Here is a 25,606-nt window from a genome sequence, read left to right as displayed (position 1 = left end):
CCCTCTCCCGCATTGCGGGAGAGGGGAACAAGGCAAATCCACCCCTCAAACCACCGGCAACACCCTCGGCATCCGGTCTTCATCGGTTGCCACATACGTCAGCGTGGCTTCCGTCACCTTGACGATCTCATGGCTGTGGCGCATGCGTTGCGCGTAGACGGCCACTTCCACCGTAATCGAGGTGCGGCCGGTCTTGACGACATCGGCGTAGAAGCTGACCAGATCGCCCACGAACACGGGGTGCTTGAACAGGAACGAGTTGACGGCCACCGTGGCCACGCGGCCCTGGGCGCGCTCGACGGCCGGAATCGAGCCGGCGATGTCGACCTGGGCCATGATCCAGCCGCCGAACACGTCGCCGTGCACGTTGGCGTCGGCGGGCATCGGCACCACGCGCAGCGCGGGGTTCTTGCCGGGGGGCAGTTCGGAGAGCGGGGCGGTCTTGGACATGTCGGCGATCGAGGAAAGCGGGAAGTACGGCGAATTCATGGGGCGGGGGTGATGGTCTGCCGGACCGGGCGATCTCTGCGACAATCGCGGCATTGGCCTGAATTCTAACGTATGCGCCGCTACTCCACGACCGCCGAGCCCGCCCCCGCCGAGCCGGCCAAATCCCTGTTCCAGGGCGCCGGCGCCCCCCGCAGCGACTGGCAGACCGTCCGCAACCTGCTGCCCTATGTCTGGCACTACAAGTGGCGGGTCATCCTGGCGCTGACCTGCCTCGTGGCCGCCAAGGTGGCCAACCTCGGCGTGCCGGTGCTGATGAAGAAGCTCGTCGACACGATGAACATCGCGCCGGGCAATGCCACGGCGCTACTGGTGGTGCCGGCCGGGCTGATCGTCGCCTACGGGCTGCTGCGGCTTTCGGGCACGCTGTTCACCGAGTTGCGCGAGATCCTCTTTGCCAAGGTGACGCAGAGCGCGGTGCGGGAGATCGCGCTGCAGGTGTTCCGGCACCTCCACGCGCTGTCGCTGCGCTTCCATCTGGAGCGGCAGACCGGCGGCATGAGCCGCGACATCGAGCGCGGCACGCGCGGCATCCAGTCGCTGATTTCGTACTCGCTGTACAGCATCCTGCCCACGCTGGTGGAAATGTCGCTGGTGATCGGCTTCCTGCTGCTGCACTACGACATCTGGTTCGCCGCCATCACGCTGTGCGCGCTGGTGGGCTACATCGCGTTCACGATCGTGGTCACGGAGTGGCGCACGCACTTCCGGCGCAAGATGAACGAGCTGGACTCGCGCGCCAACCAGAAGGCGATCGATTCGCTGCTGAACTTCGAGACCGTCAAATACTTCGGCAACGAGGAGTACGAGGCGCGGCGCTATGACGAGAACCTGCGCACCTACCGCACGGCGGCCATCCGCTCGCAGAATTCGCTGTCGTTCCTGAACTTCGGCCAGCAGGCGATCATCGCCGTGGGGCTGATCCTGATCCTGTGGCGTGCCACGGTGGGGGTGGCGGCGGGCAAGCTGACGCTGGGCGACCTCGTGCTGGTCAACACGCTGATGATCCAGCTCTATATCCCGCTGAACTTCCTCGGCGTGATCTACCGCGAGATCAAGCAGGCCACCACCGACATGGACCGCATGTTCGTGCTGCTGGGCACCAACCAGGAGGTGGCCGATGCCGACGGCGCCGCGCCGCTGCGGGTCAATGGGGCGGAAGTGCGGTTCCGTCATGTGGGATTCGGCTACGAGTCGAACCGGACCATCCTCGACGATGTGGATTTCACGATCGCGGCGGGCACCACCACCGCGGTGGTCGGCCACAGCGGGTCGGGAAAATCCACGCTGGCCCGGCTGCTTTTCCGCTTCTATGACGTGAACCGGGGCGGCATCGAGATCGATGGGCAGGACTCGCGCGCGGTGACGCAGGCCAGCTTGCGTGCGTCGATCGGCATCGTGCCGCAGGACACCGTGCTGTTCAACGACAGCATCTACTACAACATCGCCTATGGCCGGCCCGATGCCACGCGCGAGGAGGTGATCGAGGCCGCCCGCGCCGCCCAGATCGACCACTTCATCAGCGAACTGCCGCAGGGGTACGACACGCCCGTGGGCGAGCGCGGGCTGAAGCTGTCCGGTGGCGAGAAGCAGCGCGTGGCCATCGCGCGCACGCTGCTCAAGAACCCGCCGATCCTGGTGTTCGACGAAGCCACCTCGGCGCTGGATTCGCGCACCGAGCAGGCCATCCAGGCCGAACTGATGCGGCTGGCGCAGAACCGTACCACGCTGCTGATCGCGCACCGGCTCTCGACCGTGGTGCATGCGGACCAGATCCTGGTCATGGATCACGGCCGCATCGTCGAGCGTGGCACCCACGCGGAGCTGATGCGTGCCAACGGCCGCTATGCCGGCATGTGGCAGATCCAGGCACGCAACGCCGCCCATGGCGCGCCGGACACCGACGTACTGGCCATCGACGCTGGCGACGAGACGCAGGACGCCTGACGCCTGAGCCATAGCCGCCGCTGGCGATTGTTGACAATCGCCAGCGGCAACCCGTGCTGACACGCACGGCCGCACAATCCTGGTGTGCCAATGCACCGCGGCCATGCGTCGCTTCGGTGCGGGCATGCCGCTGCAATGGCTGGCACGCCCCTTGCGAAAAGCACCCTCCAGAACGATCAACGACTGGAGAAGGTTCATGCCGCAATCCCCCCTGCGCCGTCATCTGCTGAAGCTGTGCACGCTGGCCGGCACCACGATGGTGCTGTCAACACTTTGCGCAGGCACCGCGCAGGCGCAAGCCGCCACCAAGGTCCGCTTCCAGCTCGACTGGCGTTTCGAAGGACCGTCGGCGCTGTTCCTGCTCGGCGAACAGAAGGGCTACTTCAAGAACGAGAAGCTCGACGTGTCGATCGACGCGGGCAACGGCTCGGGCAACGTGGTCAACCGCGTGGCTTCTGGCACGTACGACATGGGCTTTGCCGACCTGGCCTCGGTGATGGAGTTCTACGGCAACAATCCCGATGCGAAGAACAAGCCCGTGGCCGTGATGATGGTCTACAACAACACGCCGGCCGCCATCCTCGCGCTGAAGAAGTCCGGCATCAAGGCACCGAAGGACCTGACCGGCAGGAAGCTCGGCGCCCCGGTGTTCGACGCCGGCCGCCGTGCCTTCCCGATCTTCGCCAAGGCCAACGGCCTGCAGGCCGCCTCGTTCAACTGGCAGGCGATGGACCCCACGCTGCGCGAGACGATGCTGACGCGTGGCGACCTCGACGCCATCACCGGGTTCTCGTTCACGTCGATCCTGAACCTGAACGCGCGCGGCGTGAAGGACGAGGACATCGTGGTGCTGCCGTACCCGCAATATGGCGTGAAGCTCTATGGCAACGCGATCATTACCTCGGAGCAGTTCCTGAAGAGCAACCCCGAGGCGGTCAAGGCGTTCCTGCGCGCGTTCTCGAAGTCGGCGAAGGAGGTCATCGCGCATCCCGAGGAGGGCATCAAGGCGGTCAAGGCACGGGACGGCATCATCGACGAGAAGCTTGAGGTCAAGCGCCTCAGGCTCGCGCTCGACAGCGTGGTGAAGTCGCCCGACGCCAGGGCAGAGGGCTTCGGCCGCGTGAGCAAGCCGCGCCTGTCGCTGATGGCCTCGCAGGTGGCCGACGCGTTCGGCACCAAGGGCCGCATCAACCCCGACGCACTGTGGACCGACGCCTACCTGCCGTCCGCGGCCGAACTGGACGTGCTGCGATGACGGCGACGGAAGCCCTGTTGTCCACGGACCCGGCGGCAGCAACCGCCGCGGCCGCTGGGTCCGGCAAGCCGTTCGTCGATTTCAACCGCGTGTGGCTGGCGTACGACGACGAACTCGCGCGCCGTGGCGAGTTCGCGGTCGAGGACATCTCGCTGCAGGCGGCGGCGGGCGAGTTCATTGCCATCGTCGGTCCGTCCGGCTGCGGCAAGTCCACGTTCATGAAGCTGGCCACCGGCCTGCGTCCCGCCACGCGCGGCGTAGTCAGCATCAACGGCGCGAAGGTCGCCGGGCCGCTGCAGCAGGTGGGCATGGCGTTCCAGGCGCCCACGCTGCTGCCGTGGCGCACCACGCTCGACAACGTGATGCTGCCGCTTGAAATCGTCGAGCCGTACCGCTCCACCATGCGCAAGCGGCGCGGCGAGTATGTGGAGCGTGCCCGCGCGCTGCTGAAGACCGTGGGCCTGGCGGGCTACGAGGACAAGTACCCGTGGCAGTTGTCGGGCGGCATGCAGCAGCGGGCGTCGATCTGCCGGGCGCTGATCCACCAGCCGCGCATGCTGCTGCTGGACGAGCCGTTCGGCGCGCTCGACGCCTTCACGCGCGAGGAACTCTGGTGCGTGCTGCGTGACCTCTGGCAGGCCCAGCGCTTCAACGTGATCCTGGTCACCCATGACCTGCGCGAAGCGGTGTTCCTGGCCGACACGGTCTACGTGATGAGCCCGCGCCCGGGCCGCATCCTGCTGCGCCGCGAGATCGACCTGCCACGCCCGCGTCCGCTCGACATCACCTATACCGAGCCGTTCGCCGAGCGCGTGCACGAACTGCGCGAGAAGATCGGCCACAAGCCCGGCAACCAGCACGACCAACACTGATCATGGCCACGATGTCCTCTCTCCAGGCGAAGCGCGTGCAGCGCGTCGCCCCCTGGGTCCTGCTCGGCGCCTTCCTGCTGCTGTGGCAGGGCGCCTGCCTGGTGTTCAACGTCTCGGACTTCATCCTGCCGAGCCCGTCCGCCATCGTCACCTCGCTGGCCGAATACAGCGGCGTGATTGCCACCCACGCCTGGCGCACGTTCTGGACGACCATGGTCGGCTTCGGGCTGGCCATCGTCGTGGGCGTGGTGCTGGGCATGCTGATGGGCTCGTCGCGGCTCGCCTACGCGGCCACGTACCCGCTGATGACGGCGTTCAACGCGCTGCCCAAGGCCGCCTTCGTGCCGATCCTCGTGGTCTGGTTCGGCCTGGGCGCCGGGCCGGCGATCATCACGGCCTTCCTGATCTCGTTCTTCCCGATCATGGTCAACATCGCCACGGGGCTGGCTACGCTCGAACCGGAACTGGAGGACGTGCTGCGCGTGCTCGGCGCCAGGCGCAGCGACGTGCTGCTCAAGGTGGGCCTGCCACGCGCCATGCCGTTCTTCTTCGCCTCGCTGAAAGTGGCCATCACGCTGGCCTTCGTCGGCACCACGGTCTCGGAAATGAACGCCGCCAACGAGGGGATCGGCTACCTGCTGGTCTCGGCCGGTTCGGCGATGAAGATGCCGCTGGCGTTTGCGGGGCTGGTGGTCATCGCCGTGATGGCGATGCTCATGTACGAACTGTTTGCGGTGATCGAGAAACGCATGACGGGCTGGGCTCACCGGGGCTGACGGCCGCGCGCGCCGCTCAGGCGTAGTCGAGCGGCAGCGCCGTGGTGTACTTGATCTGCTCCATCGCGAAGCTCGAACTCACGTCCGCCAGCTCCGCGCCCTGGATCAGCTTCTTGTACACCGCGTCGTAGGCGGCGATATCGGGCACCACCACGCGCAGCAGGTAGTCGGTATCGCCCGCCATCCGGTAGAACTCGGTCACTTCCGGGATCGACGCCACCAGGCCGTGGAATGCCTTGAGCCACTTCACGTTGTGCTGGCTGGTGCGAATCGACACGAAGACGGTGACGCCGACGTTGAGCTTCGCGGCGTCGAGCAGCGCCACGCGCTTGCGGATCACGCCGGATTCTTCGAGCTTCTGCACGCGGCGCCAGCAGGGCGTGGAGGTCAGCCCGACCCGCTCGCCGATCTCGGCGACGGGCACGGCGGCATCTTCCTGGAGGATGTCCAGGATCTGGCGGTCATAGCGGTCCATGGGATGTCACGGTAGGGGGGTGAATGCCAGCCCCCGCCGCCTCATGGCAGGGGGTCAGCTGACAATGGTATCCACGAGCAGGTTGACGCCCGTGGCGATATTGTCCCGATCCACGCCGTAGATGTGCAGGGAAACGGCGATGTCGTGGCTGTCGTTGCCGAGCGCGTGGATATGCTGCAGCCCGGCCGGCACGCTGAAGGTGTCGCCGGCTTCCCGTGTTGCGGCGCCCACCTGCGTGGCGGTGCGGTTCTCGGGGTTCCAGCGGTAGTGGCGTTCGGCCAGCGTGCCGCGCAGCACGCGGTAGGCGCACCAGGCGCGATGGCCGTGCACCGGGCTGTGCTGGCCCGGACGCCAGATCAGCAGCATGACCGAGAAACGTTCGTACGGATCGGCGTACACCAGATGCCGCGTGTAGCGGTCCGGGCTGCCTGCCAGCGCGCCGGGCGGCAGGCTGGCCAGCAGCGCGTCGGTATCGGTCAGGCTGGCGGCCAGGTGCTCGGCTACGGTGCGCGCGCTGTGGGACAGCGTGGCGTCCATGCCGGTGGCCAGCAGGGCCAGGGGTCCGGGGACGGCGGGAACCGGGGTGACGAAGGGGGTGGCGGTCGCTTGCATGGCTCGCTTGTTCTGGTTGGTATGCGATGGCATCCATCTTAGTGGCCTCCTCCGAGCACAAACCTGCAAAAAACGATCCAGAATGCCCGGATAGTGTAATCCTGTTCTACAGATGGTCGGATGCGAGGAAAAATATTTCCGTGCCGGTGCGCGGTCCCGGCCTGCAGGCGATAATCCGCGGCATGGAAATCAAATGGCTTGAAGACTTCGTCAGCCTGGCCGAGACGCACAGCTTCTCGCGCTCGGCGGAGCTGCGGCACGTCACGCAGCCGGCGTTCTCGCGCCGGATCCAGTCGCTCGAGGCGTGGGTAGGCACCGAGCTGATCGACCGGTCGAGCTATCCCACCAGCCTGACGCCGGCCGGCAAGGTGTTCTACGAGCAGGCGCTGGCGATGCTGGCGCAGGTCAGCGAGACCCGCGCGCTGATGCGCGGGCAGCGCTCGGCCAACGCCCAGGTGCTCGAATTTGCCGTGCCCCACACGCTGTCGCTGACGTTCTTCCCGGAATGGCTCAAGGGTGTGGAGCGCAAGGTCGGCACGCTGCCCTGCCGGCTGCGGGCGCTCAATGTCCATGACGCGGTGCTGATGCTCGTGGAAGGCGGCTGCGACCTGGTCATGGTCTACCACCACGCCCGGCAGGCCATCCAGCTCGACCCGGCGCACTACGACATGCTCGTGCTCGGCACGGAGCGGCTGTCGCCGTACAGCGTGCCGGACGCCACCGGACGCCCGCTGTTCCGCCTGCCCGGCACCGACAAGAAGCCGGTTCCGTTCCTGAGCTACACGCCCAATGCCTTCCTCGGACGGATGGTGGACATGCTGCTGGCGGAGTCCGCCGACACCCTGAAGCTCGACAAATGCTACGAGACCGATATGGCGGAGGCGCTCAAGGTCATGGCGCTGGCCGGCCACGGCATGGCATTTTTGCCAGAAAGCGCGGTGCGCGACGACGTGGCCGCCGGCCGCCTGGTCCGGGCCGAGGCGGCGCGCGGGCTGCCGCAGTCGATCGACATGGAAATCCGGCTGTACCGGGAACGCCCGTCCGATAACGGCTCGGAGCGGCGCGGCGGGCCGCAACGCCGCAAGCGCCAGTTCGTGGACAAGGTCTGGGCCGCGCTGACCGCCCCGGCTGGCTGACAACGTTATGCGCGCCTTGCATAACCGTGCCGGGCGGGATGAACAAACGGCATTGGATCGGCGCGGGGTGGCGCCGATATCCTGCGAGTCACCTTCACTCGGAAACCTACGATGTCTTCCGCAGCACCGACGTACAACGTCTCGAACGCCCATGCCCTGCCTTCCTACCTGAATGCCGACAATCTCGGCCCGTGGGGCATCTACCTGCAGCAGGTCGACCGTGTCACGCCTTACCTGGGCTCGCTGGCACGCTGGGTCGAAACCCTCAAGCGCCCCAAGCGCGCGCTGATCGTCGACGTACCCATCGAGCTGGACAACGGCACCATTGCCCACTACGAGGGCTACCGCGTGCAGCACAACCTGTCGCGCGGCCCCGGCAAGGGCGGCGTGCGCTTCCACCAGGACGTGACGCTGTCCGAGGTGATGGCGCTGTCGGCCTGGATGTCGGTGAAGAACGCGGCCGTGAACGTGCCCTACGGCGGTGCCAAGGGCGGCATCCGCGTTGATCCGCGCACGCTGTCCAAGGGCGAGCTGGAACGCCTGACGCGCCGCTACACCAGCGAAATCAACATCATCATCGGGCCGAACAAGGACATCCCGGCGCCGGACGTCAACACCAACGCCCAGGTCATGGCCTGGATGATGGATACCTACTCGATGAACTCGGGCAGCACGTCCACCGGCGTGGTGACCGGCAAGCCGATCTCGCTCGGCGGCTCGCTGGGCCGCCACGAGGCCACCGGCCGTGGCGTGTTCGTGGTGGGTTCGGAAGCCGCCCGCAACCTCGGCATGGACGTCAAGGGTGCGCGCGTGGCCGTGCAGGGCTTCGGCAATGTGGGCGCCGTGGCCGCCAGGCTGTTCCAGGAGGCCGGCGCGAAGGTGGTGGCGGTGCAGGACCACCGCACCACGCTGTACAACCCGGCCGGGCTGGATGTGCCGGCAATGATGGAATACGCGTCGCACAGCGGCACGATCGACGGCTTCCAGGCCGAAGTCCTGAAGGGCGACCAGTTCTGGGAGGTCGACTGCGACATCCTGATCCCGGCCGCGCTGGAAGGCCAGATCACGGCCCAGAACGCGCCGAAGATCACGGCAAAGCTGGTCATCGAGGGCGCCAACGGCCCGACCACGCCGCAGGCCGACGATATCCTGCGCGAGCGCAATATCCTGGTCTGCCCGGACGTGATTGCCAACGCCGGCGGCGTGACGGTGTCCTATTTCGAGTGGGTGCAGGATTTCTCGAGCTTCTTCTGGACCGAGGAGGAGATCAACGAGCGCCTGGTACGGATCATGCAAGAAGCTTTCCGGGCAATCTGGCAGGTTGCCCAGGAAAACAAGGTCACGCTGCGTACGGCGGCATTCATCGTTGCCTGTACGCGCATCCTCCAGGCCCGCGAAATGCGCGGCCTGTATCCCTGAGGCGAGGGCGGGCATGACACGCGGGAACCGGTTTGCTGCGATGCAGCAAAAACCACCGGTTTCCCGCTGCTCCGGGAACGCGGCGATCGGATGGCTCCGATTGCCGCGTTTTTTGTTATCAGGGGTTTGAAACGATGCCAAGTATCGGTGCGCACTTGTGTCTCATTTTGGCGCAATGCCGCGAAACCCTGCCCGATGCGGCACCAGTTAGGGGAAAAACCCGTTGTCTTGGGTGACGAGCTAAGCAATACTGTTTCGCCGGTGGGACAGTCTGATACAGTCCCGCCTTTCTCTTCAAGGTCAAGGAGATGTTATGAATGTTGCCAAGTTGGCAGGCCTGATGATTGCGGCAGGGGTGTTGTGCGCGAGCGCGCAGGCAGCTGAGCCGCTGACGGGTACGCTGCAGAAGATCAAGGACACGGGTGTCATCACGCTGGGCGTGCGGGAATCCTCGATCCCCTTCAACTACAACCTGGGCGGCGTGCGCCAGGTCGGCTATTCCTACGATATCAACATGAAGATCGTGGAAGCCGTGAAGAACCAGCTGAAGCTGCCGAACCTGCAGGTCAAGGAAATTCCGATCACGTCGCAGAACCGCATCACGCTGCTGCAGAACGGCACGATCGATATCGAGTGCGGCTCGACCACGAACAACCTCGAGCGCCAGAAGCAGGCCTCGTTCACGAACAGCATCTTCATCATCGGCACGCGCATCATGGTGAAGAAGGACGGCGGCATCAAGGACTGGGCCGACCTGAAGGGCAAGAATGTCGTGACCACGGCTGGCACGACGTCCGAGCGCCTGCTGCGCAAGATGAACGACGACCAGAAGCTGGGCATCAACATCATCAGCACCAAGGACCATGGCCAGTCGTTCCTGACGCTGGAATCGGGCCGTGCCGTGGCGTTCATGATGGACGACGCGCTGCTCTACGGCGAACGCGCCAAGGCCAAGAACCCGAACGACTGGATCGTGGTGGGCAAGCCGCAATCGCGTGAATCGTACGGCTGCATGATCCGCAAGGACGACGTGCCGTTCAAGAAGCTGTCCGATACCGTGATCGCCGGCCTGATGAAGGATGGTTCGATCAACACCATGTACACGAAGTGGTTCCAGCAGCCGGTGCCTCCGAAGGGCCTGAACCTGGACTTCCCGCTGTCGGAAGACATGAAGGCGCTCTTCAAGAACCCGAACGACAAGGCACTCGACTGATCTTAGCGATTGGCGCAGTGCGAAACGGAAGGAGCAGTCCTTCCGTTTCTTTTTGAGGACGCACTATGGATTACGCTTTTCACTGGGGAGTCTTCCTCGAGCAGGCCGCTTCCAACGAGACGTACCTGGACTGGATGATCTCCGGTCTCAAGGTGACGATCGCGCTGGGCCTGTCGTCGTGGGTGATCGCCCTTGTTCTCGGCTCGGTGCTGGGCGTGCTGCGCACGGTCCCGAACAAGTGGCTGTCGGGGTTTGCCGCCACCTACGTCGAGATCTTCCGGAACATTCCGCTGCTGGTGCAACTGTTCATCTGGTACTTCGTGGGCCCCGAGCTACTGCCGGGCGGCGAAGCCATCAAGCAGATGAACCCGTTCACCCAGCAGTTCCTGGCCGCCATGGTCTGCCTGGGCACCTTCACGGCCGCCCGGGTCTGCGAACAGGTGCGCTCGGGTATCAACTCGCTGCCGCGCGGCCAGCGAAACGCTGGCCTGGCCATGGGTTTCACGCTGGCCCAGACGTACCGCCACGTGCTGCTGCCGATGGCCTTCCGCGTCATCGTGCCGCCGATCACCTCCGAGTTCCTGAACATCTTCAAGAACTCGGCGGTGGCATCGACCATCGGCCTGCTGGAACTGGCCGCCCAGGGCCGCCAGCTGGTGGACTACACGGCGCGCCCGTATGAGTCGTTCATCGCGGTCACGGTGCTGTACGCGCTGATCAACTTCACGGTGATGTTCCTGATGCGCTGGGTGGAACGCCGTACCCGCGTGCCGGGCTTCATCGGCAGCAAGTAAGGAGCTGGAACATGGCATACGAATTCGATTTCAGCTCGATCAACGCGTCCACGCTGCACGTGCTCGGCGAGGGCATGGCCGTTTCTTTAAAAATCACGGTCACGGCGGTGATCGTGGGCATCGTCTGGGGCACGATCCTGGCGATGATGCGGCTCTCGTCGGTCAAGCCGCTGAACTGGTTCGCGCAGGCGTACGTGACGCTGTTCCGGTCCATCCCGCTGGTGATGGTGCTGCTGTGGTTCTTCCTGATCATCCCGCAGCTGCTGCAGAAGGTGTTCAACCTGTCGGCCGCATCGGATCTGCGCATGACTTCCGCGCTGATCGCGTTCTCGCTGTTCGAGGCCGCGTACTACTCGGAAATCATCCGCGCCGGTATCCAGAGCGTGTCGCGCGGGCAGATGTTCGCCGCGCAGGCGCTGGGCATGACCTATGGCCAGACCATGCGGCTGGTGATCCTGCCGCAGGCGTTCCGCAACATGGTGCCGCTGCTGCTGACGCAGGGCATCATCCTGTTCCAGGATACCTCGCTGGTCTACGTGAGCGCGCTGGCGGACTTCTTCGGCCAGGCCTACGGCATTGGCGAACGTGACGGCCGCATCGTCGAAATGCTGCTGTTCGCCGGCCTCGTGTACTTCATCATTTGTTTCTCCGCTTCGCTGCTGGTCAAGCGTTATCAGAAAAAGGTGGCCGTATGATCGAGATTAATAACGTTTCCAAGTGGTACGGCGCCTTCCAGGTGCTGACCGACTGCACCACCAAGGTGGCCAAGGGCGAAGTGGTGGTGGTGTGCGGCCCGTCGGGCTCGGGCAAGTCGACGCTGATCAAGACCGTGAACGCGCTGGAGCCGTTCCAGAAGGGCGACATCCTCGTGGATGGCACCTCGGTGGGCAACCCGAAGACCAACCTGCCCAAGCTGCGCTCGCGCGTGGGCATGGTCTTCCAGAACTTCGAACTGTTCCCGCACCTGTCGATCACCGAGAACCTGACCATCGCGCAGATGAAGGTGCTGGGCCGCTCGAAGGACGAAGCCAACGCCAAGGGCCTGAAGTACCTGGAACGCGTGGGCCTGAAGAGCCAGGCGGACAAGTACCCCGGTCAGCTGTCGGGCGGCCAGCAGCAGCGCGTGGCAATTGCCCGCGCGCTGTCGATGGATCCGATCTGCATGCTGTTCGATGAGCCGACTTCGGCACTTGACCCGGAAATGGTCAACGAAGTGCTCGACGTGATGGTGCAGCTGGCCAACGAAGGCATGACCATGATGTGCGTGACCCACGAGATGGGCTTCGCCCGCAAGGTGGCCAACCGCGTGATCTTCATGGACGCCGGCAAGATCGTGGAAGACTGCGCCAAGGAAGAGTTCTTCGGCAACATCGAAGCCCGCTCCGAACGCGCCCGCCAGTTCCTCTCAAAGATCCTGCAGCACTGATGTTTGCTCCCCTCTCCCGCCGCGCGGGAGAGGGGACACCCCTCAAGTACAAGCCGCGTTCGCGGCATTCTTCGCCTGCACCTCGGGCGGAATCGGTACCGTCCACGTCATGACGGGCTTCCCGTTCTCGAACATGATCAGCTCGCCCGGGGCGAACTGCGTCCACGTCTCGTTGTCGGTCAGCGGCGCGGTGGCGATCACGGCCACGCGGTCGTCCGGCGTGGTGACCTGGGCAAAATCGATCGACAGGTCCGCATCGATCAGATGCGCCTTGGAGAACGGCCACTGCCGCACGATGTAATACAGCCGCGTGGAGCAATGCGCGAACAGCGCCTGCCCGTTGCATAGTAGAAAATTGAAAACGCCGTGCAGCGTGATGTCCCGCGTGATATCGGCCAGCGCATGGCCCAGTTCGTTGAGCGGCGGCTGCGAGCCCGGAAACCGCTTGCGCAGGCCCTGCATCAGCGTGCAGAACGCCAGTTCGCTGTCGGTATCGCCCACCGGCTGGTAGACGCCAGACAGGAACGGCGCGAAGCCGTGCAGGTCGCCGTTGTGGGCGAAGATCCAGTGCCGGCCCCAGAGTTCGCGCATGAACGGGTGGCAGTTTTCGAGCCGGACCGTGCCCTGCGTGGCCTTGCGGATATGCGAGATCACGTTTTTCGACTTGATCGGGTAGCGCTTGATCAGGTCCGCCACCGGCGAGGTACCCGCCGACTGGTTGTCGATGAACAGGCGGCAGGCCTTGTCCTCGAAGAACGCCACGCCGAAACCGTCGGCGTGGTGGTCCGTCAGGCCGCCCCGGGCGGCAAAGCCGGTAAAGGAAAACGTCACGTCGGTCGGCGTGGCGCAGTTCATGCCTAGCAGCTGGCACATGGCGAGGGCACCGTGAACGGCAGGGGGCTGCCGCTTTGCAATAGAATGGGGCCATTATCCTTCGCGTGCCGGACGCTGCCAAGCGCGGCACTCGCCAGCCCCCTCCCTTCCCAGCCATGAGTCAATACAAGATCGCTGTCATTCCCGGAGACGGAATCGGAACGGACCTTCCCTGGAGCCAGGCACGATGAACTTCCAGGGCTGCCCCCGCACGTTGTTGCTCGAAAGTTTCCATGCCGCGGTTGCTGCCGCGGACCCCCTGCAGATCGTGGCCGACCACCTGCCGCCGCCGCATGCCGGCGGCCGCACCCTGGTGGTGGGCGCCGGCAAGGCCGCCGCGTCGATGGCGCTGGCCGTAGAGCGCGCCTACGCCGGCCGCGCCAGTCTCGAAGGCGTGGTGGTCACGCGCTACGCGCACGGCCTGCCGACCGAGCATATCCGCGTGATCGAAGCCGGCCATCCGGTGCCGGACGAGGCCGGTGAACAGGCGGCCGCCGATATCCTGGCGCGCGTCCGGTCGCTTGGGCCCGAGGACCGGCTGATCGTGCTGGTCTCCGGCGGCGGATCCAGCCTGCTGTCGCTGCCGGCCGAAGGCATCCCGATGGCCGATCTGAAGGCCACCACGCGCGAACTGCTGCGCTGCGGCGCGCCGATCACCGACATGAACATCGTGCGCAAGCACGTCTCGCGCATCCAGGGCGGCCGGCTGGCGCAGGCCAGCCGCGCGCCGGTGACCACGCTGATCGTGTCCGATGTGGCGGGGGATGACCCCAGCGCCATCGCCTCGGGCCCGACCGTACCCGATCCGAGCACCTATGCCGACGCGCTCGGCATCCTGAAGCGCTTTGGCGCCACCGTGCCGGCCAGCGTGCAATCACACCTGGAGCGCGGGGCGCGCGGCGAGATCGACGAAACGCCAAAGCCGGGCGATCCGCTCTTCGGCCGCGTCGACAACCGCATGATCGCCACCGCCCACGGCAGCCTGGAGGCCGCGGCGGCGCTGTTCCGCCGCCAGGGTATCGAACCCGTGCTGCTGGGCGACACCGTGACCGGCGAGGCGCAGGAGGTGGCGCGTGTCTACGCGGCGCTGGTGCGCGAAATTCGCAAGTACAATGCGCCGTTCTCCGCGCCCGTGGCGCTGATCTCGGGCGGCGAGTGCACGGTCACCCTGCCGGCCGGCGTCAGTGGCGCGCGCGGCGGGCGTTGCTCCGAGTTCCTGCTGTCGCTGGCCATCGAACTGGGCGGCGCCGACGGCATCCATGCGATTGCCGCCGACACCGACGGCATCGACGGCTCCGAAGACAATGCCGGCGCGCTGCTGGGCCCCGATTCGCTGGCCCGGGCCGAAGCCGCCGGCGTATCGGCCCGGCACAGTCTGGACGCGCACGATGCCTGGGGCTTCTTCCAGGCCGTGGACGACCTCGTGGTGACCGGCCCCACGCGGACCAATGTGAACGATTTCCGCGCCATCCTGATTCTCTAGTTGTTGCTTGTCCCCATGACCCAGAAGATTACGATTACCCGCCCGGACGACTGGCACCTGCACCTGCGCGACGGCGCGGCATTGTCCGCCGTGCTGCCCGACACCGCCCGCCAGTTCGCGCGCGCCATCGTCATGCCGAACCTGAAGCCGCCGGTCACCACGGTGGCGCAGGCCGCCGCCTACCGCGACCGCATCCTGGCCGCGCTGCCGGCCGGCATGGCGTTCGAGCCGCTGATGACGCTGTACCTGACCGACAACCTGCCGCCCGAGGAAATCGTCGCCGCCAAGGCCAGCGGCTTCGTGCACGCCGTGAAGCTCTACCCGGCCGGCGCCACGACCAACAGCGATGCCGGCGTGACCGACATCAAGCGCTGCGCCCCGACGCTGGAAGCCATGCAGCGCGCGGGCATGCCGCTGCTGGTGCACGGCGAAGTCACCAATAGCGACATCGACCTGTTCGACCGCGAGGCCGTGTTCATCGAGCGCGTGATGGAACCGCTGCGCCGCGACTTCCCCGAACTGAAGGTCGTGTTCGAGCACATCACCACGGCCGACGCGGCGCAGTACGTGGCCGAGGCCAAGGGTCCGATCGCTGCGACGATTACGGCACATCACCTGCTCTACAACCGCAACGCGATCTTCCTGGGCGGCATCCGTCCCCATTACTACTGCCTGCCGGTGCTCAAGCGCGAGACGCACCGCGCCGCGCTGGTCAAGGCCGCCACCTCCGGCAGCGATCGCTTCTTCCTGGGCACCGACAGCGCGCCCCACGCCAAGGGGCTCAAGGAGCACGCCTGCGGCTGCGCGGGCTGCTACACGGCGCTGCACGCGATGGAGCTGTACGCCGAAGCATTCGAGGCCGCCGACGCGCTCGACAAGCTCGAAGCGTTCGCCAGCTTCAACGGCCCCGCCTTCTACGGCCTGCCGCGCAATACCGGTACGCTGACGCTGACGCGTGAAGACTGGGAGTTGCCGGCCGAACTGCCGTACGGCGAGACCACGCTGGTGCCGCTGCGGGCCGGCGAAACCATGCGCTGGAAGGCCAGCTGAGCGACAGGCGGCGCGATTTGCTGCCGGATGTCGACTGGACGCGGCCGTGGCTGGCGCCATTCGCCGTGTCCGCATCGCTGTTTCGCCAGACCGACCTCCGGATGGCGCTCAACGCCCGGGCCGGCGCCCTGCGTAACGCGCAGGGCCTGCCGCTGCGGTTCGTGCCGCAGTCATCGCTGGCCGAGGGCGTCGCCTACGAATCCCATATCTTCGCCACCGGCCAGGTGCCGACGCGCGACAACCTCCACGACGCCTTCAACGCGTTGATCTGGCTGCACTTTCCCGAAACCAAGCGCTTGCTGAACCGGCTGCAGGCCGAGGCCATTGCCCGCGATGGCGTGCGGCAGATCCGTGGCGGCTTGCGCGATGCCGCGACATTGTTCGACGAAAACGCCGTGATCCTGCTCACGTGCGATGACGCGCTGGCAGGCGCCCTGGCCGGGTTTGGCTGGCGCGAACTGTTCGTCACGCGCCGCGACGCCTGGCACCAGGCCTGCACGGTCGTCTCGTTCGGCCACGCGCTGCTCGAAAAGCTCGCGCAGCCCTACAAGGCGATCACGGCCCACGCCTGGCGGCTGCGGGCGCCGCCGGATACGCCGCCGGACCGGCTCGACGCCCTGCTGGCGGCGTCACTGGCCGGCGCAGCCGAAGCTGGCCGGCTGGCCGGCGGACGCAGCTTCTCGCCGCTGCCCGTGATGGGCATTCCGGGCTGGTGCGATGGCAACGCCGATCCTTCGTTCTATGACGATGTGACGGTTTTCCGGCCGGGGCGGCGGCTGCCGGCGGCGCCCGGCTGACCAGTCCGCCCGGTTCGGTGATAGACTGCGGCCCGCAAAGCAGGCCAGACAATCGCTGCTTGTCTCCGCAAGGAGGCGAGGGGAGGAAAGTCCGGACTCCACAGGGCAGGGTGTTGGCTAACAGCCATCCACGGCAACGTGCGGAACAGGGCCACAGAGACGAGTCTTGCCGCCGGCTTCGGCCGGCGGGAAGGGTGAAACGCGGTAACCTCCACCTGGAGCAATCCCAAATAGGCAGACGTTGAGGCGGCCCGCTGAGTCTGCGGGTAGGGAGCTGGAACCGTCCGGTAACGGCCGGTCTAGAGGAATGGTTGTCACATGGCGGGGGCCCGCAAGGGTGCCCGGCGTGCACAGAATCCGGCTTATCGGCCTGCTTTGCTTCGCATACGAAAACGCCCGGCGTGTCGTCGACACGGCCGGGCGTTTCACTTTCTGGCGAAACGGCGAGGGTCAGCCTTCCACGATCTCGCTGGTATGCGTGATCTCGGCCGTCTTGGCCAGCATGATCGACGCCGAGCAGTATTTCTCGTGCGACAGCTCGATGGCGCGCTCCACCTTGGCCGGGTCCAGGCCCTTGCCGGTCACGGTGAAGTGGAAATTGATCTTCGTGAATACCTTTGGATCGGCGTCGGCGCGCTCGGCCTGCAGCTTGACCGAGCAGCCGCGCACATCCTGCCGGCCGCGCTTGAGGATCAGCACCACGTCATAGGCGGTGCAGCCGCCGGTGCCCAGCAGCACCATTTCCATCGGGCGCGGTGCCAGGTTGTTGCCGCCGCCGTCCGGCGCGCCGTCCATCGCCACCAGGTGGCCACTGCCGGTCTGGGCGATGAAGCTCATGCCCTCCGGGCCCGACCATGTCACTTTGCATTCCATCTTGTTCGTTCCTCGGTTCGTGATTGTGTTTTTGCGTTCACCTGCGCGCAGACAGGTGTCTTGCTTTCCGCGAGTATAGGCCAACTGCCGGCACGGTCCCGGGTGCGGGATTTCCCCTAGAAATCAGAGGGTTTCCTCTACTGTCGCGCCGATGCCGCACTTTGCATATAGCGGCAAGTCATTGTTTTTATTGAATTTGCCAGCAAATTCAGTGCGCTATATGCCATTCCATATTATGGAAGTTGATTTCGCAGTGTAGATTTTCTTGCTTCCCGGAAGCCCGTATGTATAATCCATTCCATCGAACGACGGCGCATGAAGAGCGCGCCGAGTGCGAAAGCGAATCCGGGTAGAGACCCCTTCGCCGACCGCACCGCCCGCCATGACCGGCCCCGTCGATCGCCCGGTGTCTCCTCCACCCTCCTCCTTTGGTGGATTCAAACCCAAGTCAGACAGACTTGGGTTTTTTTTCGCCCATTGCAAGGTCTGCACGGTACGCGCCACGGGGCGCCGCCACGCGCACTTGACGACTTCCTGAATCTTTGCTTGTGCGATCGGGCCGCCGCCCGTTATAATCGTCGGCTTTCCGGTCATTGCCCCCGGAAAAAGATTCAGGGAGAGCCTGCAGATACAAGCAGGAAGGTCAGGTCCTCAGGACCGGCCGACGACAGGACGCTAAAACGGCGACCGTCACATCGGGCAGTTTTCTAATCAGGAAAAATCATGAAGACCTTTTCCGCCAAGCCTGCAGAGGTAAAGCGCGACTGGTACGTGATTGACGCGACGGACAAGGTCCTCGGCCGTGTTGCCAGCGAAGTGGCACGCCGACTGCGCGGCAAGCACAAGCCGGAATTCACTCCTCACGTCGACACCGGTGATTTCATCATCATCGTCAATGCGGCCAAGCTGCGCGTGACGGGTACCAAGGAACAGGACAAGAAGTACTATCGCCATTCGGGTTACCCGGGCGGTATCTACGAAACCACGTTCGGCAAGATGCAGCAACGTTTCCCGGGCCGCGCCCTGGAAAAGGCTGTCAAGGGCATGCTGCCGAAGGGTCCGCTGGGCTATGCGATGATCAAGAAGCTGAAGGTTTACGCCGAAGCCGAGCATCCGCATACCGCACAGCAGCCCAAGGTGCTGGAAATCTAACGGGGGCCACAATCCATGATCGGTAACTGGAATTACGGTACTGGCCGCCGCAAGAGCGCCGTGGCTCGTGTCTTCATCAAGTCGGGCAAGGGCGACATCGTCGTCAATGGCAAGCCCATCAACGAGTACTTCGCCCGCGAAACCTCGCTGATGATCGTGCGCCAGCCGCTGGAACTGACGGCTCACGCCGAAACGTTCGACATCAAGGTCAACGTGACCGGTGGCGGCGAAACCGGCCAGGCCGGTGCTGTTCGCCACGGCATCACCCGCGCCCTGATCGACTACGATGCAACGCTGAAGTCGGCCCTGTCGAAGGCTGGCTACGTTACCCGCGATGCACGTGAAGTCGAGCGTAAGAAGGTTGGTCTGCACAAGGCACGTCGTCGGAAGCAATTCTCGAAGCGCTGATGTGTCATTGCCTGGGTCCGGTTCGCCGGATCCGGCAAGGCCGGAAAAACCGCACGGAGGTTCGTGCGGTTTTTTTTCGCCCGGCCGCCGCGGATATTTTGTTGCAGTGTTCAGTATTGCCAATATCAGTACTTGAAGCATTTCATCGGCTTGCCGTGCATGCGGCGATACAATCACGGACCTGCGGAATCCACGCCCCAGCGCAAAGCAATAGGAGTCACAAGATGCTGTTTTCGAAGAAAAAAGGCCTGAACATCGATACGCTGATCGGTCAGGACACCGTCATCGAGGGGGATGTGGCGTTTTCCGGCGGACTGCGTCTCGACGGCCGCGTGCGCGGCAATGTCACGGCAATCGAAGGCAAGTCGAGCATGCTCGTGATCAGCGAGAAGGGCGCGGTCGAGGGCGAAGTCCGGGTGGAACATCTGGTGCTCAATGGCACCGTCACCGGCCCGGTCCATGCCGCTGAACTGCTCGAACTGCAGGCCCATGCGCGAGTCTATGGAGAAGTGCGTTATGCGGCGCTTGAAATGCAGCAGGGCGCGCTGGTCGAAGGGCGGCTGATCCCGCTGGTGCAGGCCGAGGTTCGTGCCCTGACCCATCAGGCCGTCCCCTCGGAGCCGGAGGCCGCCCAGGCTCAGGAAGCCGAGCCGGCGCAGACCGTTGACGTGGCCGCCGAGGCGGTTACCGACGTCAGCGACGTCAGCGAGGTCACCGAGGAAGAACCGCTGCGCGAGAAGTCCGCGGCCTGAGCCGACGCGGCCGGGAGTGACCGTCGCGTCGCAATAGCCCCAGTGCCCCTTGAAATCAAGGGGTTTCGGCACGATTTCAGAGTAGCGCTTAGAATACGGGCGTACCTAACCAGGAGAATTCCCCATGAACGCAGTCGCAGAGGCACCCGTTACCGAGGACGTGCCGGCACCGTTCGTCTTTACTGACAGCGCGGCCGACAAGGTCAAGCAATTGATCGAGGAAGAGGGCAACGCCGAACTGAAGCTGCGCGTGTTCGTGCAGGGCGGCGGTTGCTCCGGCTTCCAGTATGGCTTCACGTTCGACGAGGACGTGAACGAAGACGACACCCAGATGGTCAAGAACGGCGTCACCCTGCTGATCGACTCGATGAGCTACCAATACCTGGTCGGCGCCGAGATCGACTACAAGGAAGACATCAACGGCGCCCAGTTCGTGATCAAGAACCCGAACGCCTCGACCACCTGTGGTTGCGGCTCGTCGTTCTCGGTCTGACGCATAGTTGTTTCGCCAAAAAAAGCGCACCAACCGGTGCGCTTTTTTTATTGCCGCCCGCCAGTCGATATCAGCGTGGATAGATCGCGCCCAGCACGCGCGGCCCTGCGGCGCCCGTGACGGTCGGCACATTGCCCGGCGCGCGGCGCACGCACTGTCGCGCCAGCCAGGCGAAGGCCAGCGCCTCCACCTGCAAGACCGGCACGCCATAGTCGTCCGAGAGTTGCACCGCCTTGCCGGGCAGCAGCTCTCCGAGCCGGCGCAGCAGTTCGTCATTGAGGGCACCGCCGCCGCAGACGATCAGCCGCTGGGCGTCCGGCGCATGGGCTTGCACGTCGCGCGCAATGGCGGTGGCCGTCAGCACGGTCAGCGTGGCCTGCACGTCGGCGGGCGCCAGCGGCGCGGGCAGGCCGTCGAGCATGCCCTGCAGCCATCCCGGGTGGAACAGGTCGCGCCCGGTGCTCTTGGGCGGCGGTGCGCGGAAGTAGGGCTCGGCCAGCAGTTGCGCCAGCAGCGCCTCGTCCACGCGGCCGGTGGCGCCCCAGGCACCCCGATCGTCATAGGGGACGCCGCGATGGCGTTGCACCCAGTCGTCGAGCAGCGCGTTGCCCGGACCGCAATCGAAGCCCGTAACCGGACGGCCCCGGTTCGCCGCCGGGAGAATGCTGATATTGGAGATACCGCCGATGTTGCAGACCACGCGGGTCTCGTCGCGGGCGCCGAACAGCGCCGCATGGACGGCCGGTACGAGCGGTGCGCCCTGGCCGCCGGCCGCGATATCGCGGCTGCGGAAATCGGCGATGACATCGATATCGGTCAGTTCGGCCAGCAGCGCGGGGTGCTGGCTCTGGCGCGTGTAACCCGTGCCGTCATAGAGGCCGGGACGATGCCGGATGGTCTGGCCATGCGCGCCGATCGCGGTGATCTGGCTGGCAGTGGCCTCGGCTTTTCGTAGTAGTTCGTCCACGCAGGCGGCATAGACGCGCGCCAGGGCGTTGGCCGCCAGCGCTTCCCGGTGGATCTCGTCTTCGCCGGGCTGCTGCAGCGCCGCGAATGCTTCGCGCAGCGGCTCGGGAAACGGCGCGTGGGCGGCCGCCAGCACCGCCGGCTGGCCCGCCGAGAAATCGACGAGCACGCCATCGGCGCCGTCCATGCTGGTGCCCGACATCAGGCCGATGAAACAGTCGCTGGAGCCGGGGGGCATGGACATGGGGGCGAAGCTCAGTTGCTGGCGGTCAGCACATTGTAGGTGCGCAGCATGTTGATGCGGCTCAACATGGCACTCGAGTAGCTCAGGAATTCCGTGCGCGACTTGCCGGTCAGCGTCGGCGCTTCCATCAGCGTCGTAGTCATCGGATTCTGCGGCACGTTGTTGTAGCGGAACTCGTAGTGCAGGTGCGGCCCGGTGGCCCAGCCCGTCGATCCCACGTAGCCGATCAGCTCGCCTTGCGAGACATGCTGGCCCTCGCGCAGACTGGCGAAGCGCGACAGGTGGGCGTAGAACGTGGAATAGCCGTTTGCGTGCTGGAGCACGATGATGTTGCCGTAGCCGTTCTGCTGGCCGACGAACTGCACCGTGGCGTCGCCCGTGGCCAGTACCTTGGTGCCCTGCGGCGCGGCGAAGTCCACGCCCTTGTGCTGTGCCCACTTGTGGTGCAGCGGGTGCTCGCGGCCGCCGAAGCCCGACGACACACGCGTGAACGCGACCGGCGAGCGCAGGAACGGACGCTTCATGCTGCGGCCGTCGAACGTGTAGTACGCGCCCGGCTCGCCGTCTTCCGGCGCATACCACAGGGCCTGGTACAGCGTGTTGCGGTTGATCAGCTCGATCGCCACCACACGGCCGTTGCGCACGAACGCGCCATCGCGGAAGCCGGCCTCGTAGACGATGCGGAAGCGGTCGCCGCGGGCAATGTCGTGGTGGAAGTCGATCACGCCAGAGAAGATCGAGATCATCTGGTTGACCACTTCGTCGGGTACGTTGGCGTTGTCCATCGACCTGAAGAAGCCGTGGGCGTCGATCGCGCCGGAGGCCATTTCGTAGTGCAGGTCGTTGTCCACCGCGGCGATGCGCGCCTTGTACGTGTAGTCGCCGCCTTCCTTGCGCGGCGCCACGCGCTCGATCACGAGCTCGCGCGAGGCACTGGCGTCGCCGCCGAGGTTGGCCTGGAGCGAGACGAGCAGGTTGCTGCTGTCGATTTCGGCCTGCACGGCCTGGCCGGGGTTCAGGTTGAACAGCCCGCGCGCGGTAGGGTTCTTGACGATGAACGCCTGCGCGTCGGGATCATCGACACCGAGACGGCGCAGCAGGGTGGCGATGGTATCGCCGCGCTGCATGCGTTCCTGCCGGACATAGACGCCGGCATCGGACGCCTCGGTCAATTGTTCGAGCTGCGCGCGCAGGTCGGGCATGCGCAGCGACTGCTGCACGCGCGGGGCGAGCGGATCATCGTAGGCGTTGCGCGGCGCAACACCCATGGCAGCGGCCATGCCGAGCGTGAAGACCGTGCCGATGGCGACGGTCAGCTGCTTGCGGCGGCGTGTGTGCTGGGGATTTGTCGGGTCAACCAGGACTACCAGCTCACGCGCGAAAACTTCGCGGAGACTAGACCACATCACGTAGAATTCCAACTTTCTGTATTGCAAGGGCCGCTGCCGCTGACGATATTTCTCGTCTGCCTTCCTTCCCCAAGGTGCGGTGCGGGCGTCCTCTGCGAGCCGCCTCCGAGGCGGTCACCGACGATAATCTGTCGGTCGAGAAGCTGCGAAGTATATCAGAAACGATTCTGTCATCCGTAGCCGTTTCCCTAAAGATTTCAAAGACTTACGCCATGAGTGAAGTGTCCCCGGCCGCCGCGGCCAACTATCCACTTACGCCGTCGGTGATGCGCGCACTGGAGATCACCAAGCGCGGCTGCGACGAGCTTCTGGTCGAGGCCGAATGGCTGCAGAAGCTGGCCCGGAGCGAGGCCACCGGCGTGCCGCTGCGCATCAAGCTCGGGCTCGATCCGACCGCCCCGGACATCCATCTGGGTCATACCGTGGTGCTGAACAAGCTGCGCCAGCTGCAGGACCTGGGGCACCAGGTGATCTTCCTGATCGGCGACTTCACGTCGACCATTGGCGATCCGTCGGGCCGCAATTCCACGCGCCCGCCGCTGACGCGCGAGCAGATCGAGACCAACGCCGAGACCTACTACAAGCAGGCCAGCCTGGTGCTCGACCCGGCGCGCACCGAAATCCGCTACAACAGCGAGTGGTGCGATCCGCTCGGCGCGCGCGGCATGATCCAGCTGGCCGCCAAGTACACCGTGGCCCGCATGATGGAGCGCGACGACTTCACCAAGCGCTTCCGTTCCGGTGTGCCGATTTCGGTACATGAATTCCTGTACCCGCTGATGCAGGGCTATGACTCGGTGGCGCTCAAGGCCGACCTGGAAATGGGCGGCACGGACCAGAAGTTCAACCTGCTGGTGGGGCGCGAGCTGCAGAAGGAGTACGGCCAGGAGTCGCAGTGCATCCTGACCATGCCGCTGCTGGTGGGGCTGGACGGCGTCGAGAAGATGTCGAAGTCCAAGCACAACTACATTGGCGTGACCGAGGCGCCGAACGAGATGTTCGGCAAGCTCATGAGCATCTCGGACGACCTGATGTGGCAGTACTTCACGCTGCTGTCGTTCCGCCCGCTGGCCGAGATCGACCTGATGAAGCAGGAGATCGCCGCCGGCCGCAACCCGCGCGACTGCAAGGTGCTGCTGGCGCAGGAGATCGTCACGCGCTTCCACAGCCAGGCCGCGGCCGAGAGCGCGCTGGAGGCGTTCAACCACCGCGCGCGCGGCGGCATTCCGGACGATATCCCGGCCGTGAGCCTCGGCGGCGCGCCGCTGGCCATCGCCCAGTTGCTCAAGCAGGCCAATCTCGTGCCGTCGACGTCCGAGGCCAACCGCAATATCGAGCAAGGCGGCGTCAGGATCGACGGCGCCGTGGTGGCCGACAAGTCCGTCAAGGTGGAAGCCGGCACGTACGTGGTGCAGGTGGGCAAGCGCCGCTTCGCGCGCGTGACGCTGGCCTGAGCGGCGCATGATTGCCCTGATCCAGCGCGTCGCCGAGGCGCGCGTGACCGTGGCGGGCCGTACCACCGGCGAGATCGGCGCGGGCCTGCTGGCACTGGTGTGCGCCGAACGTGGCGACACCGAGGCGCAGGCCGAGCGCCTGCTGGCCAAGCTGCTGGCCTACCGGGTGTTTTCCGATGCCGGCGGCAAGATGAACCTGCCGGTGCAGAACATCGACGGGCAGGGCAACGCCGGCGGGCTGCTGGTGGTCTCGCAGTTCACGCTGGCCGCCGACACCAACAGCGGCACCCGTCCCAGTTTTACCCCGGCCGCCTCGCCCGAGGACGGCCGCCGGCTGTACGATCATTTCGTGGCCCGTGCACGCGCCGCGCACCCGTTGGTCCAGACCGGCGAGTTCGGCGCGATGATGCAGGTCAGCCTGACCAATGACGGCCCGGTGACGTTCTGGCTGCGCGTGCCGCCGGCCGGCACGGCGTGACATCGTAAAAACGCCAGAACGAGCGCCGCCTCCGCTGCAACCGAATCCCAAGTCGAAGGAGATCCACATGAAACTCTGGAGCAAGGCATTTGCCGACAACGCGCCGATTCCTGGCGAATTCGCGTTCTGCGTGCCCGACGCGGCCAGCCACGTGACGCTGTCGAGCGACCGCAACCCGGACCTGCACTGGGAAGACTTTCCGGCCGCCACGCGTTCGTTCGCGCTGATCGTCCATGATCCGGACGTGCCCAGCCGTGGCGACGACGTAAACCAGGCGGGGCGCGAGGTACCGGAATCGCTGCCGCGCGTGGATTTCTTCCACTGGGTGCTGATCGATATCCCGCCGGGCCTGAACACGATTTCGGCCGGCACGCACAGCGATGGCGTGATTGCGCGCGGCAAGCCGGGCCCCGAGGCGCTGGTGGGTACCGCCACCGCCGGCGGCCTGCGCCATGGCCTGAACGACTACACGGGCTGGTTCGCCAACGACCCGGACATGAAGGGCGACTACTTCGGCTATGACGGCCCGTGCCCGCCGTGGAACGATTCGATCGTCCATCGCTACGTGTTCACGGTCTACGCGCTCGATATCGACCGCGTGCCGGTGGAAGGCAAGTTCACCGGGGCCGACGTGCGCCAGGCCATCCATGGCCATGTGCTGGCCGAGGCCAGCTACACCGGCACGTACACGCTCAATCCGCGCCTCGTCAAATAACCAACCGGACCGCCGTCCATCGCCCCC

Annotated in this window: 27 protein-coding genes and 1 other RNA gene; 21 read left to right on the top strand and 7 right to left on the bottom strand. The window is 65.4% G+C overall.

The window, feature by feature from the left end; translation table 11 throughout:
- Positions 1 to 45 precede the first annotated feature (45 nt).
- Positions 46 to 450 carry an acyl-CoA thioesterase gene (locus tag EV147_RS10885; RefSeq protein WP_130391083.1) on the bottom strand — a complete coding sequence of 135 codons (405 nt, stop codon included), beginning with the start codon at positions 448 to 450 and terminating at the stop codon, positions 46 to 48.
- Positions 451 to 561: 111 nt separating this feature from the next.
- Between EV147_RS10885 and EV147_RS10880 the strand changes: the two genes are divergently transcribed.
- The 4 genes from EV147_RS10880 (at position 562) to EV147_RS10865 (ending at position 5,357) form a co-directional block, all read left to right on the top strand.
- Positions 562 to 2,454, top strand: a complete 1,893-nt coding sequence (locus EV147_RS10880) for an ABCB family ABC transporter ATP-binding protein/permease (RefSeq protein ID WP_130391082.1) — start codon at positions 562 to 564, stop codon at positions 2,452 to 2,454.
- Between the two features lie 196 nt (positions 2,455 to 2,650).
- Positions 2,651 to 3,709, top strand: coding sequence for an ABC transporter substrate-binding protein (locus EV147_RS10875; RefSeq protein ID WP_130391081.1), 1,059 nt, complete (start codon positions 2,651 to 2,653; stop codon positions 3,707 to 3,709).
- Positions 3,706 to 4,581 (top strand): ABC transporter ATP-binding protein, encoded by an 876-nt coding sequence (locus EV147_RS10870; RefSeq protein WP_130391080.1) that lies wholly within the window; start codon positions 3,706 to 3,708, stop codon positions 4,579 to 4,581. The genes EV147_RS10875 and EV147_RS10870 overlap by 4 nt, the downstream gene beginning before the upstream one ends.
- Before the next feature lie 2 nt (positions 4,582 to 4,583).
- Positions 4,584 to 5,357, top strand: a complete 774-nt coding sequence (locus EV147_RS10865; RefSeq protein ID WP_130391079.1) for an ABC transporter permease — start codon at positions 4,584 to 4,586, stop codon at positions 5,355 to 5,357.
- 16 nt (positions 5,358 to 5,373) lie between these two features.
- Here the strand turns inward: EV147_RS10865 and EV147_RS10860 are convergent, their stop codons facing one another.
- On the bottom strand, positions 5,374 to 5,832 hold the full coding sequence (locus tag EV147_RS10860; RefSeq protein WP_130391078.1) for an Lrp/AsnC family transcriptional regulator: 459 nt from the start codon (positions 5,830 to 5,832) through the stop codon (positions 5,374 to 5,376).
- Between the two features lie 54 nt (positions 5,833 to 5,886).
- Positions 5,887 to 6,444: a cysteine dioxygenase family protein gene (locus EV147_RS10855; RefSeq protein ID WP_130391077.1), complete on the bottom strand. Its 558-nt coding sequence runs from the start codon at positions 6,442 to 6,444 to the stop codon at positions 5,887 to 5,889.
- Positions 6,445 to 6,626: 182 nt separating this feature from the next.
- Here EV147_RS10855 and EV147_RS10850 point away from each other — a divergent pair, with 182 nt between their 5' ends.
- The 6 genes from EV147_RS10850 to EV147_RS10825 all read left to right on the top strand — a co-directional run bounded on the left by EV147_RS10850 (position 6,627) and on the right by EV147_RS10825 (position 12,432).
- Positions 6,627 to 7,580, top strand: coding sequence for a LysR family transcriptional regulator (locus EV147_RS10850; RefSeq protein ID WP_130391076.1), 954 nt, complete (start codon positions 6,627 to 6,629; stop codon positions 7,578 to 7,580).
- Positions 7,581 to 7,691: 111 nt separating this feature from the next.
- Positions 7,692 to 8,999 (top strand): Glu/Leu/Phe/Val family dehydrogenase, encoded by a 1,308-nt coding sequence (locus tag EV147_RS10845; RefSeq protein WP_130391075.1) that lies wholly within the window; start codon positions 7,692 to 7,694, stop codon positions 8,997 to 8,999.
- A 313-nt stretch (positions 9,000 to 9,312) separates the two neighbouring features.
- Positions 9,313 to 10,212 (top strand): glutamate/aspartate ABC transporter substrate-binding protein, encoded by a 900-nt coding sequence (locus EV147_RS10840; protein ID WP_130391074.1) that lies wholly within the window; start codon positions 9,313 to 9,315, stop codon positions 10,210 to 10,212.
- 65 nt (positions 10,213 to 10,277) lie between these two features.
- Positions 10,278 to 11,006 carry an amino acid ABC transporter permease gene (locus EV147_RS10835; RefSeq protein WP_130391073.1) on the top strand — a complete coding sequence of 243 codons (729 nt, stop codon included), beginning with the start codon at positions 10,278 to 10,280 and terminating at the stop codon, positions 11,004 to 11,006.
- An 11-nt stretch (positions 11,007 to 11,017) separates the two neighbouring features.
- Complete coding sequence (gene gltK / locus EV147_RS10830) at positions 11,018 to 11,701, top strand: glutamate/aspartate ABC transporter permease GltK (RefSeq protein WP_130391072.1); 684 nt, start codon at positions 11,018 to 11,020, stop codon at positions 11,699 to 11,701.
- Positions 11,698 to 12,432: an amino acid ABC transporter ATP-binding protein gene (locus tag EV147_RS10825; RefSeq protein WP_130391071.1), complete on the top strand. Its 735-nt coding sequence runs from the start codon at positions 11,698 to 11,700 to the stop codon at positions 12,430 to 12,432. The genes gltK and EV147_RS10825 overlap by 4 nt, the downstream gene beginning before the upstream one ends.
- Before the next feature lie 42 nt (positions 12,433 to 12,474).
- Here the strand turns inward: EV147_RS10825 and EV147_RS10820 are convergent, their stop codons facing one another.
- The gene (locus EV147_RS10820) at positions 12,475 to 13,305 is read right to left on the bottom strand and encodes a class II glutamine amidotransferase (RefSeq protein ID WP_130391070.1); all 831 of its coding nucleotides are present in this window, start codon (positions 13,303 to 13,305) and stop codon (positions 12,475 to 12,477) included.
- A gap of 187 nt (positions 13,306 to 13,492) precedes the next feature.
- On the opposite strand from EV147_RS10820, the gene EV147_RS10815 reads away from it, so the two are divergent.
- From EV147_RS10815 to rnpB, 4 genes are all read left to right on the top strand, one after another.
- Positions 13,493 to 14,788 carry a glycerate kinase type-2 family protein gene (locus EV147_RS10815; RefSeq protein ID WP_130391069.1) on the top strand — a complete coding sequence of 432 codons (1,296 nt, stop codon included), beginning with the start codon at positions 13,493 to 13,495 and terminating at the stop codon, positions 14,786 to 14,788.
- 15 nt (positions 14,789 to 14,803) lie between these two features.
- The gene (gene pyrC, locus EV147_RS10810; protein ID WP_130391068.1) at positions 14,804 to 15,838 is read left to right on the top strand and encodes a dihydroorotase; all 1,035 of its coding nucleotides are present in this window, start codon (positions 14,804 to 14,806) and stop codon (positions 15,836 to 15,838) included.
- A gap of 17 nt (positions 15,839 to 15,855) precedes the next feature.
- On the top strand, positions 15,856 to 16,635 hold the full coding sequence (locus tag EV147_RS10805) for a DUF3025 domain-containing protein (protein ID WP_130391067.1): 780 nt from the start codon (positions 15,856 to 15,858) through the stop codon (positions 16,633 to 16,635).
- 36 nt (positions 16,636 to 16,671) lie between these two features.
- Positions 16,672 to 17,016: RNase P RNA component class A (rnpB, locus tag EV147_RS10800), an RNA gene on the top strand.
- Between the two features lie 69 nt (positions 17,017 to 17,085).
- Here the strand turns inward: rnpB and EV147_RS10795 are convergent.
- Complete coding sequence (locus tag EV147_RS10795) at positions 17,086 to 17,508, bottom strand: OsmC family protein (RefSeq protein WP_130391066.1); 423 nt, start codon at positions 17,506 to 17,508, stop codon at positions 17,086 to 17,088.
- Between the two features lie 723 nt (positions 17,509 to 18,231).
- On the opposite strand from EV147_RS10795, the gene rplM reads away from it, so the two are divergent.
- From rplM to erpA, 4 genes are all read left to right on the top strand, one after another.
- On the top strand, positions 18,232 to 18,660 hold the full coding sequence (gene rplM, locus EV147_RS10790; RefSeq protein WP_130391065.1) for a 50S ribosomal protein L13: 429 nt from the start codon (positions 18,232 to 18,234) through the stop codon (positions 18,658 to 18,660).
- A gap of 15 nt (positions 18,661 to 18,675) precedes the next feature.
- Positions 18,676 to 19,068, top strand: coding sequence for a 30S ribosomal protein S9 (rpsI, locus tag EV147_RS10785; protein ID WP_092135941.1), 393 nt, complete (start codon positions 18,676 to 18,678; stop codon positions 19,066 to 19,068).
- Between the two features lie 224 nt (positions 19,069 to 19,292).
- Entirely contained in the window at positions 19,293 to 19,820 is a 528-nt protein-coding gene (locus EV147_RS10780) for a bactofilin family protein (protein ID WP_130391064.1), read from the top strand.
- 124 nt (positions 19,821 to 19,944) lie between these two features.
- Positions 19,945 to 20,313 carry an iron-sulfur cluster insertion protein ErpA gene (gene erpA / locus EV147_RS10775; protein ID WP_130391063.1) on the top strand — a complete coding sequence of 123 codons (369 nt, stop codon included), beginning with the start codon at positions 19,945 to 19,947 and terminating at the stop codon, positions 20,311 to 20,313.
- A gap of 70 nt (positions 20,314 to 20,383) precedes the next feature.
- On the opposite strand, the gene EV147_RS10770 is transcribed toward erpA, so the two are convergent.
- The gene (locus EV147_RS10770) at positions 20,384 to 21,523 is read right to left on the bottom strand and encodes an anhydro-N-acetylmuramic acid kinase (protein ID WP_407923211.1); all 1,140 of its coding nucleotides are present in this window, start codon (positions 21,521 to 21,523) and stop codon (positions 20,384 to 20,386) included.
- A gap of 11 nt (positions 21,524 to 21,534) precedes the next feature.
- Positions 21,535 to 22,929 (bottom strand): M23 family metallopeptidase, encoded by a 1,395-nt coding sequence (locus tag EV147_RS10765; protein WP_130391062.1) that lies wholly within the window; start codon positions 22,927 to 22,929, stop codon positions 21,535 to 21,537.
- A gap of 215 nt (positions 22,930 to 23,144) precedes the next feature.
- Between EV147_RS10765 and tyrS the strand changes: the two genes are divergently transcribed.
- The 3 genes from tyrS to EV147_RS10750 all read left to right on the top strand — a co-directional run bounded on the left by tyrS (position 23,145) and on the right by EV147_RS10750 (position 25,579).
- Positions 23,145 to 24,386 carry a tyrosine--tRNA ligase gene (gene tyrS / locus EV147_RS10760; protein WP_130391061.1) on the top strand — a complete coding sequence of 414 codons (1,242 nt, stop codon included), beginning with the start codon at positions 23,145 to 23,147 and terminating at the stop codon, positions 24,384 to 24,386.
- Between the two features lie 7 nt (positions 24,387 to 24,393).
- Complete coding sequence (gene dtd / locus EV147_RS10755) at positions 24,394 to 24,864, top strand: D-aminoacyl-tRNA deacylase (protein WP_130391060.1); 471 nt, start codon at positions 24,394 to 24,396, stop codon at positions 24,862 to 24,864.
- 67 nt (positions 24,865 to 24,931) lie between these two features.
- Positions 24,932 to 25,579, top strand: coding sequence for a YbhB/YbcL family Raf kinase inhibitor-like protein (locus tag EV147_RS10750; RefSeq protein ID WP_130391059.1), 648 nt, complete (start codon positions 24,932 to 24,934; stop codon positions 25,577 to 25,579).
- The last annotated feature ends 27 nt before the right edge of the window (positions 25,580 to 25,606 follow it).

The organism is Cupriavidus agavae (genome assembly GCF_004217045.1).
Lineage (GTDB): Bacteria > Pseudomonadota > Gammaproteobacteria > Burkholderiales > Burkholderiaceae > Cupriavidus > Cupriavidus agavae.
The sequence above is the reverse complement of the archived record's forward strand: the minus strand, read 5'-3'. Positions and strand labels throughout refer to the sequence as shown.